This is a genomic window from Sediminibacterium salmoneum NBRC 103935, assembly GCF_000511175.1.
GTDB classification, from domain to species: domain Bacteria; phylum Bacteroidota; class Bacteroidia; order Chitinophagales; family Chitinophagaceae; genus Sediminibacterium; species Sediminibacterium salmoneum.
The window spans coordinates 1,100,565-1,115,907 of sequence record NZ_KI866530.1 but is presented as its reverse complement, the minus strand read 5'-3'; the positions used below and the strand labels follow the sequence as shown (position 1 = coordinate 1,115,907).

At 37.7% G+C, this 15,343-nt stretch carries 11 protein-coding genes; all 11 read left to right on the top strand.

Annotation, left to right across the window (positions count from 1 at the left end):
* Positions 1-7 precede the first annotated feature (7 nt).
* The 11 genes from mgtE (at position 8) to P767_RS0105285 (ending at position 15,310) form a co-directional block, all read left to right on the top strand.
* On the top strand, positions 8-1,399 hold the full coding sequence (gene mgtE / locus P767_RS0105335) for a magnesium transporter (protein WP_026763699.1): 1,392 nt from the start codon (positions 8-10) through the stop codon (positions 1,397-1,399).
* Between the two features lie 43 nt (positions 1,400-1,442).
* The gene (locus P767_RS15985; RefSeq protein ID WP_051417159.1) at positions 1,443-3,101 is read left to right on the top strand and encodes a DUF3472 domain-containing protein; all 1,659 of its coding nucleotides are present in this window, start codon (positions 1,443-1,445) and stop codon (positions 3,099-3,101) included.
* 34 nt (positions 3,102-3,135) lie between these two features.
* Positions 3,136-4,650: a S10 family peptidase gene (locus P767_RS15980; RefSeq protein WP_216593208.1), complete on the top strand. Its 1,515-nt coding sequence runs from the start codon at positions 3,136-3,138 to the stop codon at positions 4,648-4,650.
* Positions 4,619-5,230: an RNA polymerase sigma-70 factor gene (locus P767_RS15975; protein WP_051417157.1), complete on the top strand. Its 612-nt coding sequence runs from the start codon at positions 4,619-4,621 to the stop codon at positions 5,228-5,230. Before P767_RS15980 ends, P767_RS15975 begins: the two co-directional genes overlap by 32 nt.
* Positions 5,231-5,288: 58 nt before the next feature.
* Positions 5,289-6,368: a FecR family protein gene (locus tag P767_RS0105315; RefSeq protein ID WP_026763698.1), complete on the top strand. Its 1,080-nt coding sequence runs from the start codon at positions 5,289-5,291 to the stop codon at positions 6,366-6,368.
* A 139-nt stretch (positions 6,369-6,507) separates the two neighbouring features.
* The gene (locus tag P767_RS0105310) at positions 6,508-9,840 is read left to right on the top strand and encodes a TonB-dependent receptor (protein WP_245586839.1); all 3,333 of its coding nucleotides are present in this window, start codon (positions 6,508-6,510) and stop codon (positions 9,838-9,840) included.
* Between the two features lie 24 nt (positions 9,841-9,864).
* Complete coding sequence (locus tag P767_RS0105305; protein ID WP_037351645.1) at positions 9,865-11,415, top strand: RagB/SusD family nutrient uptake outer membrane protein; 1,551 nt, start codon at positions 9,865-9,867, stop codon at positions 11,413-11,415.
* Positions 11,416-11,436: 21 nt separating this feature from the next.
* Positions 11,437-12,363: a LamG-like jellyroll fold domain-containing protein gene (locus P767_RS0105300; protein WP_037351644.1), complete on the top strand. Its 927-nt coding sequence runs from the start codon at positions 11,437-11,439 to the stop codon at positions 12,361-12,363.
* A gap of 89 nt (positions 12,364-12,452) precedes the next feature.
* On the top strand, positions 12,453-13,796 hold the full coding sequence (locus tag P767_RS0105295; protein WP_084799827.1) for a glucoamylase family protein: 1,344 nt from the start codon (positions 12,453-12,455) through the stop codon (positions 13,794-13,796).
* 79 nt (positions 13,797-13,875) lie between these two features.
* The gene (locus tag P767_RS0105290; protein WP_051417155.1) at positions 13,876-14,643 is read left to right on the top strand and encodes an endonuclease/exonuclease/phosphatase family protein; all 768 of its coding nucleotides are present in this window, start codon (positions 13,876-13,878) and stop codon (positions 14,641-14,643) included.
* Between the two features lie 4 nt (positions 14,644-14,647).
* Positions 14,648-15,310 (top strand): GDSL-type esterase/lipase family protein, encoded by a 663-nt coding sequence (locus tag P767_RS0105285; RefSeq protein ID WP_051417153.1) that lies wholly within the window; start codon positions 14,648-14,650, stop codon positions 15,308-15,310.
* Positions 15,311-15,343: the final 33 nt, after the last annotated feature.

The window sequence follows — 15,343 nt, the reverse complement described above, 5'->3', positions numbered from 1 at the left end:
ATTTACAATGGCACTTGAACTGGAACATCCTGATTTGTTTGAACAATTTGAGCGACTTATTCAAGTGGATGATCCACTTGAAATCAGGGAGTTTTTGAATGATCAGAACATCAGTGATGTAGCCGATTTAATTAATGAGTATCCGCAATACGAAGCAAGAATCATTGCGAATATGGCGGTTCACAGGGCTGCAAGTGTTTTTAAAATTCTGGATATAGCACAGCAGAAGGACATTGTTAAGGAACTGCCTTCTGCAAAAACAGCTGAATTGCTGAATGAATTACCTGCCGATGACCGTACCGACTTTCTGGAAGAGCTGCCGAAAGCGGCCATCAGAGACCTCATAAAATTATTAGATCCCGAAGAGCGAAAAGTAACCTTGTCTCTTTTAGGTTATCCGGAAGATAGTGTAGGCAGATTAATGACGCCGGATTACGTATACGTGTATCAGCACAATACAATGGATGAGGTATTTGCTACTATTCGCAAATATGCACGAAACAGTGAAACCATTGATGTTATCTATGTTATCAACGAACTTGGGCAGTTGGTAGATGACGTAAGAATCAGAGATATCATTCTTGCTTCACCAGATAAAATAATTGAAGACGTAATTGATGGTAGGGTTGTTTCCTTACAGGTAAATGACGACCAGGAAAATGCGAGTCAGGTTTTTAAAATGAATAACCGGGTGGCTTTGCCCGTTGTAGACGAAAATAATATTCTACTGGGTATCGTAACCATTGATGATATGCTTTGGGTAGCTAATGAGGAATTTAGTGAAGACATGCAGAAGATGGGGGGTACAGAGGCTTTGAATGAACCTTACCTGGATATTCCACTTTTAAAATTATTCCGGAAACGAGTAGGCTGGTTAATTGTTTTATTTATTGGTGAATTATTAACTGCCACAGCAATGGGGCATTTTGAAGATGAAATTGCGAAAGCACTGGTGCTGGCCCTATTTGTTCCATTGATTATTTCCAGTGGCGGAAATAGCGGATCTCAGGCATCCACGCTGATTATACAGGCAATGGCCGTTGGAGAAATCCATTTGTCAGACTGGTGGAGAGTGCTGAAAAGAGAAATTATTAGTGGGATACTGTTAGGAACGGTATTGGGCATATTGGGTTTTTTAAGAGTGGGTATCTGGCATTCCATAATGCCGGAAATTTACGGTCCCCACTGGGCAATGATTGGCGCAACCGTTGGCTTTTCATTAATTGGTGTGGTGCTCTGGGGAACACTAACCGGTTCAATGCTGCCGATTCTGTTAAAGAAACTGGGGGCTGATCCGGCAGTTTCATCCGCTCCGTTTGTAGCTACTTTGGTAGACGTAACCGGGCTGATAATCTATTTTAGTTTCGCTTATTTATTTTTACAAGGACTACTATTATAATTTCTCCTTTGTTTTTGTTAAGTTGAGGAATCATTCAATCAATATGAAGAAGATTCCTTTTTATCTGTTACTATTATTTTTCTCTGAGTTATTATCTGCACAGTCCGTTATAATACCTGCATTTACTGGCTATGCAGTACCTGCAGAAGCCAATGAACAGTCTTTATTTTCAGAGAAATATGGTCTTAGGGGTTGGACGGATACCAAACAAAGCTTTCACTGGTTTTTTAAAGTTCAGCAAACCGGTGAACTCGAGTTGAGTTTTCAAACTAAGGCAATAAATGCTGGTTCAGATTTAATAGTTTCCATAGCAGGTAAGAAGTTTCCGGTAAAATTAATCAGCGGGAATGCTCCTAAAAAAAGCCGAATCGGGAAAGTACTCATTACCGATACCGGATTTTATCAGATTACAATTACCTGCGTAAAAAAAGCAGGAAAGCAAATTGCCAATATTCAGTCACTTGAACTTTCGGGGAGACCTACTGAAGGTATTCACTTTAATCCTGTTGCCAGAAGAAATGCGGCATCCGTACATTTAAAGTATCCCACTGAAGATTCTGCCAAAGTAATTGGGTTTTATAACGAGTTAACAGTTCCTGAAGGATATGATCCCCTGTATAGTTACTATATGGCTTGCGGTTTTAAAAGAGGGTACTTTGGCATGCAGGTAAACAGCCCGACAGAAAGAAGAATTATTTTTTCTGTTTGGGATGCGGGTAACGAAGCCATTGATCCCAAAAAAGTTCCTGATTCCAATAAAGTAAAATTATTGGGGAAAGGAGTTGGAGTTGTGGCAAATGAATTTGGTAATGAAGGAACTGGGGGGCATAGCCATTTTGTGTATCCCTGGAAAGCAGGAGAGAAGTATCAGTTTCTGGTTACTGCTTTAACCGACTCTGCTAAAGCCAATACCATTTACAGTGGTTACTTTTTTATGCCGGAAACCGGACGATGGAAATTAATAGCCAGCTTCAGTGCTCCAAAGGATGGAAATTATCTAAGCAACTTATACTCCTTCAGTGAAAATTTCTGGGGAGTGAATGGCCAGCTCGAAAGAAAAGTATACATGGGTAATCAATGGATACAAAAAGCAAATGGAAGATGGGAAGAAATACTGACCAGTAAATTTTCCTACGATGCAACAGGCAGGGCAGGACATCGGATAGATTATAGTGCAGGAACGGAAGGAAAACAGTTTTATTTATCTCATGGGGGATTTAAACCGTCGAATATTTCATACGGCAATACCCTATTCAGGCAGGCTTCAGCAGCAAGGCCTCAGGTAGATTTAAACAAGAACCATGATTCTGCGGCCCAGGCTTTACTGGATGATGCCACTATAAAACTGGCGGTTAAAAATAAGCAGATTGATACTACTGGAAGTATTTCAGATATCTATTATCATATTGTACGCCAGGGCACAGGTAAAAATATCAAAGTCACAGACACAGTAACAGTTCATTATAAAGGCAGTTTACTAAGTAACGGGGCTATTTTTGATCAAACCAAAGAAAAACCCGCCAGTTTCCCTTTGAATCGATTAATTAAAGGCTGGCAATTGGCTGTTCCAAAAATTAATGCAGGTGGAAAGATTACCATTTATATTCCATCAGGACAGGCCTACGGAATAAGATCAAGAAGCAAGGATATTCCGGTAAATAGTGTACTTGTTTTTGATATTGAAGTGCTGGAAGCACGATAATTTCTTTAACTTAACGATTCAATCTTCAATATTTATGATAAAACTAATTGTAGGATTTTGTATGCTGGCTCAGTTCAATGTATTGGACGCTCAACGCTCCAATATACCAACAGAAACGGTTGCTGCCAATGTACAGGCTGTTCCTGCGGGTGTTACGGTAGTTACCACCCGTCATTCCATGATGATAGCCGGTAAGAAACTTGATTATACTGCGCATACCGGATACCTGCATTTGAAAAACGATACGGGCAAATTAATTGCGAAAGTATTCTTTACTTATTATCAGAAACAGGGCGATGACCTTGCAAAGCGACCCGTTACTTTTGCTTTTAATGGTGGTCCCGGATCGTCTTCTGTTTGGTTGCATATGGGGGGCTTAGGTCCCAAAAGAGTTCAGTTTAATGAAGAAGGCTTTTCACAGGGCCCTCCTTATACTTTTGTAAATAATGAATATTGCTGGCTCGATAAAACGGATCTTGTATTTATTGATCCCGTTTCAACAGGATACAGCAGGCCGGCACCCGGGGAGAATCCCAAACAATTTCATGGATACAATGAAGATGTCAGTGCCATGGGTTCTTTTATCAGGCATTTCTTATCCAGGTATGAAAGATGGGGATCCCCCAAATACCTGGCAGGTGAAAGTTATGGCACAACCCGTGCAGCAGGTCTTTCCAAGTTTTTGCAAGACAGACATAGAATTTATCTGAATGGTATTTTTATGATTTCCGCTGTATTGAATTTTGGAACCAATGATTATTATGTAGGGAATGATTTACCAAGAGCATTGTACATTCCCTCTTATACAGCCGCTGCATGGTATCATAAAAAACTGGCACCTGCATTACAGGCCAATTTGCAGAATGCGTTAAAAGAGGCCGAAGCTTTTGCCATTGGGCCCTATGCTTCTGCTTTAATAAAAGGAGGATGGCTGAGCGAATCAGAAAAGGAATCCATTGCAGAGAAAATGAGTTATTACACTGGTTTGTCAAAAGAATATTGTTTGCGTTCTAATTTGCGTGTAGAAGAAAGCAGATTCTATAAAGAACTCAGAAGAAAAGACGGATTAACCATCGGCAGACTGGATGCAAGGTTCACTGGCCGGGATTTGGATGATGCTGGTGAAGTAAACAGCTTTGATCCCTCCTTTGCCAATATTGATGGTCCATTTACCGCAACCATGAATGACTATTTTCAAAAGGAGCTGAATTTTAAAGAAGAAAATGGGTATAATATTTTTGGAGAAGTTTATCCCTGGAATTACAGTAATGTGCAGAATCAGTTTTTAAATGTGGCAGAGAGCCTGCGGGATGCAATGAGTAAAAACCCCGATTTAAAAGTTTATATGGGAGCAGGATATTACGATTTTGCCACTCCTTATTTTACTGCCCAATACGATATAGAACATATGTTTTTAAGACCGGAGCAAAGAAAAAATGTTCAGTTTTATTTTTATGAATCTGGGCATATGTATTATATCCATAAACCCTCGTTGGTACAATTTAAAAAAGATGTAGATGCATTCTTCGAATTTAGTAGAGGGAAATGAGGCCATTCGTAACTGTTTAATTGCCATTGCTTACAACAATGATCAGTCAGCATATCGAACGCTTTTTATTGCATTGCACTCAAAACTAAAGCAGTTTGCCTATTCAATAGTAAGATCCGAAGAAGAAGCAGAAGATATCGTGTCGGATTTATTTATGATCATCTTACAGCGAAAAGAACAATTGTGTCAACTGGAGTCGCCATTGTTTTACTTTTATGCAACGGTCAGGAATATGTCTTTGAATTTACTTAAAAAACAAAAACGCAGAGCTGGTTTATCTATGGATGAGTGGCAAGTTCAATTAAACAGTATTTATTTCAGGCCAGATTTATTAATGATAACCGAGGATATGGTTCTGAAAATTAAAATGGCCATCAATACGCTTCCTAATCGTTGCCGGTTGATTTTTAAATTAATTAAAGAAGACGGGTTGAAATATAAAGAAGTAGCTGAATTGTTGAATATTTCTGTTAAAACAGTGGAAGCGCAAATGGCTATAGCCATGCGAAGAATGGCTCAATGTATGCCTTTAGAATTGCAGTCTCATCCTGTTTTGGAAAAAAAATTAAAAAATAAATAAAATCATTTAGGGGTAAATAGTCCACTCAGTTGTTATAGTTTTTGAACTAACGATAACAATGATCCAAGAAAGATTTTGGGTATTAGTGGCCAAAAAGATGGCTAATGAGGCAAATGAGCAGGAGCTTGTTGAGCTCAACAGGCATTTGCAAGATCACCCAGAATGGCAGTTTGCTATTCAAAATCTTGAAAATATTTGGCAAATTCCAGCCCCTCACAAATCCAATGAAGCGGAAGATGCTTTCATGTTGCATCTAAATAGATGTGCAGATTACCAATCTTTTGATTTAACAGAAGCGGATGCCATGGTCAGTGGTACTAAACCATTCATCCCTAAATGGGTTTTTTATGCAGCTGCATCTTTCATTTTTTTAATTGGGTTAACGTACTTTATTACACAAAAGACGGTATCCAAAACCCTAGTTAAAGTACAACCTGAATCAAACGAAATTTCAACACGGTTAGGATCTAAATCTCAGGTAAAATTACCTGACGGTTCTATTGTATGGTTAAATAGCGGGAGCAAATTAATTTATCCCAAGGAGTTTGGTAAATCTGTGCGCGAAGTAACATTAACCGGAGAAGGTTATTTTGATGTTGTTAAAAATAAAGACGTTCCCTTTATTATTAATACCAATAGCATTCGTATTAAAGTGCTGGGTACTGTTTTCAATGTAAAGGCTTATCCTGAAGATAAACAAACTGAAACAAGCCTGATTCAAGGGAGAATTGAAGTTACCATAAAAAACAGACCTGAAGATAAGATCATCTTATCTCCAAATGAAAAATTGATTGTAGAGAATGCATTAGTTGAAAGCAGTAAAAAGCAAAAAATGATTGATTTGCTTCCTGCAATCTCTATTAACAAATTAAAATTTATTACTCCGGATAGTACTGTTGCTGAAAACCAATGGGTTGAAAATAAATTGGTTTTTAGAGATGAAACATTTGAAGAGATAGCATTAATGATGGAAAGATGGTACAATGTAAAATTAGACATTCAAACTGAAAAGCTAAAATCAACCCGAATGAATGGGAATTTTGAAAAAGAAACTGTTGATCAGGCGATTGAAGCTTTGAAGCTCATTATACCTTTTAAAACGATTCAAAAAGGGAATACGATTATTATTTACCAATAAAACCCGGCTGCCATATGATATTCAAGACAAATTCATCTTAAAAAAGGACGAGGTTCCGTTGGCGCGGAACCCCACCAGGATTAGAAATCAACAAATTGTGCTATCTGAATGACATTCATAACCCTTTCAATTTGAAAATATGAAAAATTATGAAACACCCGTTGTTTCAAACAAAGATCTTTTGATAAAAAAGCTTGCCCGCATTATGAAAATTACCACTGCTTTAATGCTGCTTGTATGTATTCAAGTTTCAGCAATCGGCTTTTCTCAAAGCCGAATTACAATAAAGATGGCGTCGCTTGAACTAAAAAAAGCCTTGTTTGAAGTGGAGAAAAAAACTGAGTATCGGTTTTTGTTTGCAGAAGAAGTAGTAAAAGGGAAGCCTAAAGTAACCATCAATTTGGTGGACGCAACCCTGGATGAAGCGCTAAGTAAAATTTTGTTAAATACAGGGATTAATTATAAAGTTCTAGGCACAAACTTGGTTGTGCTAAAAGAAGCTAGTGTGGACAATAAGGAATTGGCCGAAATTGTGGTAAAAGGAAAGGTTACTTCAACAAACGGAGAACCATTGGCTGGGGCTTCAGTTCAAGTGAAAGGTACCAAAGTGGGAACAACTACCGATAATACCGGTGCATTTAGTATTACGTTAGCTGATGATAATGCCAAGTTAATTATTTCTTCGGTTGGGTATGATCAACTGGAGTTTTCAGTTGCAGGTAAAAGAGATATCAGTATTCAATTAACTGCCGCCGTAAATAATTTAGAGCAAGTGGTGGTTACCGGATATGGCACACAAAAGAAAAGAGATTTAACTGGTTCTGTTACAACCATTAAAGGAGAGGAATTGGCTAAAATGCCGAATACCAATCCAATTAGTTCTTTACAGGGAAGAGTTGCAGGTTTAACAGTTGCCAATTCAGGTGTTGCTGGTGCTAGTCCTGTAGTAAGAATTAGAGGGATAAACAGTACCAATAGTGCTAGCCCGGTGTATGTGGTTGATGGTATATTACAAGATAATATTGACTTCTTGAATCCTGCAGATATTGAAACGATAGACATCTTAAGAGATCCTTCATCAATTGCAATTTATGGATTAAGAGGCGCCAATGGCGTTATAGCAATTACATCTAAAAAAGCAGCCCGAGGCCAAACAAGAATTAATTTTCAAAGTACTGTTGGTTTCCAAAAAGTGACAGATAAAATTAAAGTAACAGATGCTGATGGTTTTAAAAAGTTGTATGACGCACAATTGGCTAATATTAATGCAGCTCCATTCGATTACAGCAATTATACAGCAAATACGAACTGGCAAAATGAGATTTTACAAAATGCTTTATTGACCACTAACAATCTAAGTGTGTCTAATAATTCTGAAAAGAGCAGTACTTATCTGAACATCGGGTATAACAAACAAGATGGAGTTGTTAAATTCAATAGCTACGAAAAGTTCATGATTCGCTTGAATCAGGAAATTAGATTCAATAGTAATATTAAAGTTGGTGGTGAAGTCAATGCATTTCATTGGATTCAAAACCCAGCTGGAGTTAGTTTAACGAATGCACTGTGGGCAGCCCCCATTGTACCAATACAACAAGATGCAAGTACTTATTATAGCATGCCTTCTTTTCAAAGAGCGCAGGTTGGAAATCCTATTGCAGCATTAAACCGTAATAATGGAACAGATATCAATAAAGGATTCAGGTTTATAGGATCATTGTTTGCTGAAATTAAGTTTTTGAAAGACTTTACTTTCAGGTCCTCTGTTTTTGCTGACCTTGGGTTTAACAACTCCAGATCTTATACACCGTTGCCATTCACATTTATCAACTTAGGTGAAGGCACAGCACCAACAACTACTTTTTTTGATAATACGGTTAGAACAGGTGTAAGCCAAGAGATGGCTGAGTTTAAACGTTACCAGCAAGACCATACATTAACTTATGATAAACGCATTGGTGATGGACACAAATTAACTGCTCTTGTAGGATTTACTTCTATTTATAGTAAGAGTACAAATATCAATGGTAACAGAAGAGACACAACAGTGAATGTGCCTAATAATCCAGACTTCTGGTATCTAAGTGCCATCAATGCTAATAATCCAGGTCTCTTTGGTGGCGGTGGCGGTGAAAGCGCAATTATGGGTTTGTTTGGCAGATTAAGTTATGCCTACCAAAATAAGTACTTAGTTAATGCCACTTTAAGAAGAGATGGTAGTTCTAAATTTGCTCCACAAAACAGATGGGGTACTTTTGGATCAGTGGGCTTGGGATGGATTGCTTCTGAAGAATCTTTCATTAGAAAGTTCAATTTTATTAATTTCTTAAAATTAAGAGCTGCTTGGGGTGAAACAGGAAATGCAAACGGTTTTGCTGATAATTTATATAGACCTGGTATTTCAAATGCTTCTACTGCAATTTTTGGCAATAATGTATATACAGCAATACAAGCAGCGTATATTCCTGACCCTAATTTGCGTTGGGAAGTAGTTCGAGGCCTAGATATTGGATTTGATTTGAAAACATTGCGCAATAGGTTAAATGTAGAATTTACATTTTACAACAGAACAACTTCTGACATCTTAACTGCTGTAACATTACCAAATGAAACAAGAAGTTATTTTACCAACTTAGGTAAAATAACCAATCAAGGGATAGAATTGAGTTTAAACTGGACTGATAAAATTGGAAAAGATCTTACTTATTCAATTGCCCCTAATTTTAGTTACAACCGGAACACAGTAAATTCTATTGGCGATAAAATTAATTTCCAGTTATTCGGTAATGGTGGAGCCAACTTAACTGAAACTGGAAAATCAATTGGCTACTTCTTTGGCTACAGGCAAATTGGAATATACCAATCAACGGCAGAGTTGGGTAGAATGGCTCGTTTTAATAATTCTTTACCTGGTGATATTGCATATGCAGATATTAATGGAGATGGTGTACTAACGCCCGCTGACCGTACTTACTTAGGAACTCCATTTCCGCCTTATAGCTATGGATTAAATATCAACTTGGCTTATAAAGGGTTTGATTTTACCATTGAGGGGCAAGGTGTAGCTGGTAACAAAATTTATACTCAACGTAGAATTGCCAACTTCGCAACATTAAACTTTGAGGCAAATCGATTAAATGCGTGGACAGGAGGTGGAACTACCAATGTTGAACCCATCCTGGACAATACCAGAGGTAATAACTTCTTATTTAGTAGTTATTTCTTAGAGCCAGGTGATTATTTTAGATTAAGAACTTTACAAGTAGGCTATACTTTCTCTGATGGAACACTTAGAAGACTCGGCATATCTAAAGCCCGTGTATTTGTGAACGGACAAAATATTAAGAGTTGGAGTCAAGTGACTGGTTATTCGCCAGAAGCTCAAATTGGTAGCATTCTTGGTGGTGGCGCAGACAACGGTGTTTTCCCTGTTCCAGCAGTGTATTCAGTTGGAATTAACGTGACATTTTAATTGAACTAATAAAACGATTCAACAATGAATAATCATATTATTAAAACAAGCATCTCAAACTGGATGCTACTGCTTTTAATTGTTTCGGTTTTTACAGCATGTAAAAAGGATTTTTTGAATACTGCCAGACAGGGAGAGTATGATGAAGAGAATTACCCATATCCTGGCGGATCTGGCCCATACGATCAATATATTTTTGGTGCCTACAATAGTTTACGTGATTACAATGTGCACGTTGATGGTTTTATTAATGCAACCAGTATCAGAAGCGATGATGCGGATAAAGGGAGTACCCCTTCTGATGGTGGGGCTGATGTAATAAGCATGGATAATTTCCCGGTTTTGCCCAATAGTGGAAGAGCCAATGCATTATGGGTTGGGTATTATGGATTAATCAACAGATGTAATAATACACTTTTTCAAATTGGTACCAATAAACAAATTGTTGCAAGTGATGCCATTAAATTACAATCGCAAGCTGAAGTAAGGTTTATTCGTGGTTATTCTTATTTCATGCTCACCAGATTATTTGGTAGAGTGCCCATTATTGATACCTTGTTTGCGGATCCGGCTGCACAAAACAATGTGCCACAAAGTTCTGTAGATCAGGTTTATTCATTTATTGAAAGAGACCTTAGTTTTGCAGCTGCTTATTTACCAGCATTTTGGGATGCAGTTAAATTTCCTGGTAGAATTACAAGTGGAGCAGCAAATGGATTATTAGCAAAAGTTTATTTAACCCAGCAAAAATGGGCACAGGCAATGACCGCTGCAAGTTTGGTTATGAACTCAGGTCAATATAATTTAAGTACCCCATATAACACCATTTTCTCTGAGGAAGGAGAGAATAGTAAGGAATCTGTATTTGAGGTACAAGCGAGGGCAGATGCCGTTAATCCAACTGCACAAGGAATTCAGTATACCAGTTTGCAGGGGGTGAGAGGATCAGGCCCCTGGGATTTAGGTTGGGGATGGAATTCACCAAGTGCTATTCTTGCAAATGCTTACGAGCCAAATGACCCTAGAAAAGCCAGAACCATATTATTTACCAGTACGCCCACTACACCTGGTGTGACCATTTTTGGTGAAGTAACACCTGTAGGTTTGCCTAATCCACGATACAACCATAAAGTGCATACCAATCCTGCAACCAGAGCAGCAGTTGGTAATCGCTTTGGTTGGTGGAACAATGTGCGTATTTTAAGATATGCAGATGTTGTATTAATGTATGCTGAAGCAGCCAATGAAGTGGGTGGTACCAATAATATTACTGCTGCCAGAGATGCTTTGAACAGTGTGCGTTTTAGAGCAAGAGCAGGTAATAATTCCATATTGCCAGATGTAACAACTACTGATCAGGCATTATTAAGAGAAGCCATCAGAAGAGAACGAAGAGTTGAATTGGCTATGGAGCATGATAGATTTTTTGATATTGTAAGATGGGGTATTTCACAGTCAGTAATGAATGCTGCAGGGAAGACTAATTTCAATGCGGCAAGAGATATATTGTTACCCATACCACAAACACAAATTGACTTAACTGCCGGAGTGTTAAAGCAAAATCCGGGTTATTAATTGACTTTTTAATTATTTAATATGCAATTCAAGAATAATAAATTGAACTTATCGCTGTACAGTTTCCTGGCGCTTGGTTTCTGGATGGTTTCTTGTAAAAAAGATGGTAATCCCAATAATTTGCCGGCCGTTTCAACTGCGGATTATGTTGGCAAAATTGATGGGTTTACCTCATCGGACGAAGTCTTTCCCGAAAGCTTAGTGGCTTATTGGCCATTTGACAATACCAAAAACGAAGTAAAATCAAATACAGCTCCAGGCACTTCAGTGAACGACAGTTATGTAACAAATGGTATTAAAGGACAGGCATTAAGATTGAATGCCGGGTTTCTTTATTATCCAACTCAGTTCAATGCATTTAAAACAGATGTATTTAAAAGTTTTGCAATCAGTACCTGGATTCAAATTTCAAATAATGGGTCAAAGAGAACTATGTTGTTTCAATTAACCAGACCCGGTGTATTCAATGGAAGTTTAAATTTTTCTTTGAATACCAATTCATTTCCAGCTAGTAATGTAACTGATTTGAAAGTACAGCCAACATTTGTAACCATTGGAGGAGGTACGCAGGACAATATAAATACATTGAGAGATGCACCAGGGTCTCCCAATTATATGCCTTATATCACTCCACCAATCGGTCCGGATAAATGGGTGCATTTGGCATTGAATTACAATGCAAGCAATGGTTTCTTTGATATTTGGATTAATGGAAGAAAAGCCGGTGCATTCCCAAGCAGAGGCACTGGAAATAACAACTTTAGATCAGCTGAGCCAAGTGAAGTTATCATTGGCGGTAACTATAATGTAATTCCTGGCAAAACAGTTAGTACCGATGTTAGCTTTGGAACCATGACAGGGGTGATGGACGAATTGAGGATTTATAATATTGCATTACCAGACGCGCATATAAGAGCCTTGTATAATTTAGGGTTAGCTGGTAAATGATTGATTTAGTTCATTTTTTTGGTTGAATACTGGGTTTATTGACAAAAGCCCGCCTTCGGGCGGGTATTTTTAATGCTTTAATAACAATCATGAAATTCTTTATTTCAATTTTAAGTTGTTTGTTGATTTTGGGCGCAAATGCTCAAAAGACTTTAATAAAGCTTGAACCTATACCAACAGCTGATACAGCACTTTTTCGAAAGGTTCAGGAAGCTAGTTTTCAATATTTTTGGTCCGGAGCAGAGCCCAATAGTGGTTTAGCAAGAGAGCGAATTCACCTAGATAATATCTATCCACAAAACGACCAAAACGTTGTAACGAGTGGAGGAGGTGGCTTTGGCGTGATGGCCATTTTGGTTGGAATTGAAAGAGGCTTTATTACCAGAGCAGAAGGCGTTAAGCGACTAGAAACTATCTTGCACTTTTTGGAAACAGCAGACCGATTTCATGGAGTATGGCCACATTGGTGGGATGGCACAACCGGAAAAGTAAAACCATTCAGCAGATATGATGATGGAGGAGATTTGGTTGAGACCTCATTTATGTTGCAAGGCTTGTTATGCGTAAGACAATATTTTAAAAATGGTAACAAACAAGAAAAAGCAATTGCAGTCAGAGCTGATAAGCTCTGGAGAGAAGTTGATTTTAATTTTTACCGAAATAAACAAAATGTTTTGTACTGGCACTGGAGTCCTAATCATGCATGGAAAATGAATTTCCCGGTAAAAGGCTACAACGAGTGTTTGATTATGTATATTTTAGCTGCTTCCTCACCAACCAATGCTGTACCTGCAGAAGTATATCATGAAGGATGGGCTATAAGCGGCAAAATCAGAGACCCAAAAGTTTCCTATTCATTGCCTTTAGAGTTAAATCATCAGGGAAATCCACCGAATGGGGGACCACTCTTCTGGGCGCATTATTCTTATCTAGGGCTTGATCCCAGGGGATTAAGAGATCAATATGCAAATTATTGGAATGAGACTGTAAATCAGGCAAAAATCAATTATAATTGGTGTGTAGAAAACAGTGGAGGATTTAAAGGATATGGCCCCAATAATTGGGGATTAACCTCAAGTTACTCAGTAAAAGGTTATGCAGGACATGCCCCAAGTAAAGAACGTGATCTTGGTGTTATATCCCCAACAGCAGCTTTATCTTCGTTTCCTTATACACCAAATGAATCAATGAAAGCAATGAAATACTGGTATAATGATTTAGGTAGCCAGGTTTGGGGCAAGTATGGTTTTTATGATGCTTTTAGTTTACACCATAATTGGTTTCAACCTCGTTATCTTGCCATTGATCAAGGCCCCATTGTGGTTATGATGGAAAATTATCGTTCAGGTTTTATCTGGAAATTATTTATGAGTAGTCCCGATGTACAAGAAGGATTAAAAAAATTAGGTTTTACGAGTCCCTATTTAAAGTAATTACATGAAATATTTTTGCTTCGCTGTTTTGACTTGTTGTTTTTTATTTAAAATACAAGCGCAAACAACAATAAAAGCCATGTCTTTCAATATTCGGTTAGATGCGGCTTCTGATGGAGAAAACAGGTGGGATCTTAGAAAAGACAGGGTGTCGGGGTTAATGCAATACTATGAGCCTGATTTTATTGGAGCTCAGGAAGTATTGCACCATCAACTCATGTATTTAGACAGCAGTTTGTCTAATTATAGTTATATCGGGGTAGGAAGAGATGATGGAAAGACACAAGGAGAGTATTCTTGCATCTTTTATAATACGGATAAATACATACCGATTAAACAGTCAACCTTTTGGTTAGCCCCAAAGTCTGATTCAGTTTGTATGGGGTGGGATGCTGTTTGCAATCGTGTGTGCACTTATGGGCTGTTTAAAAACATTAAGACCAAACAATTGGTATGGGTTTTTAATACACATTTTGATCATGTAGGTAAAACAGCCAGAATAGAATCGGCGAAACTGATCTTACAAAAAATTAAAAGTTTAAATACTAAAAACGAACCAGTAATTCTATTAGGGGATTTCAACTTAAGGTCAACCGAAGAACCTATCCAAAGAATTGTAAGTGAAATGCACAATGCAAGAGACATCAGTCAACAGGTTTACGGCAATATTGATACTTGGAATGCATTTAAGTTTTTATCAAAACCCAATGGAGGAATTGATTATGTGTTTGTAAATAAGCATCCTAAAATTAAAGTGGATAAATTTGCAACCATTACAGACTCATATGATATGAAATATCCTTCCGATCATTTTCCTGTAATGGCAACTTTAACCATTTTAAAATAGAATAATGAATTCTTGCTATCGGATACTCATCTTTACCGCTTGTTTATTTTGTTGCTTTTGTAAAAGTCAGGCACAGCCATTTATCAAGGAAATTAATGCTTTTAAGCAACAAGATAGCCTTTCAGTACCACCTAAAAATGCCATTCTTTTTGCGGGTAGTTCCAGTTTCAGGCTCTGGCATAGTATAAAAGATGATTTTAAGGGTTTTTCTATTATTAACAGGGGATTCGGCGGATCATCTTTACCAGATGTTATTCGATATACAGAAGAGATTTTATTTCCCTACCAACCAAAACAAGTGGTTATATATTGCGGAGAGAATGACTTTACAGTTGATAAAAATCTGCCGGTTGATTCTGTTGTTAACCGGTTTGCAAATTTGTTTGGAATGATCCGGAAACGGTTGCCATCCACACATATTAGTTTTGTAAGTATGAAGCCAAGTCCTTCCAGGTGGCATTTAAGGGAGAAAATGCAGCAGGCCAATCAATCTATTAATGAATTCTTGGGGAAGCAGGACAATGCCTCTTATATTGATGTCTGGGAAGCCATGTTAAATGAATCGGGTTTGCCCAGACCTGAAATATTTCTAAAAGACAGTTTGCATATGAATGGGTTGGGATATATTATTTGGAAACATAAAATATTGCCGAAATTGTTAAATTAATACATAAAATAAATTGTAATTTTAATGTAATCC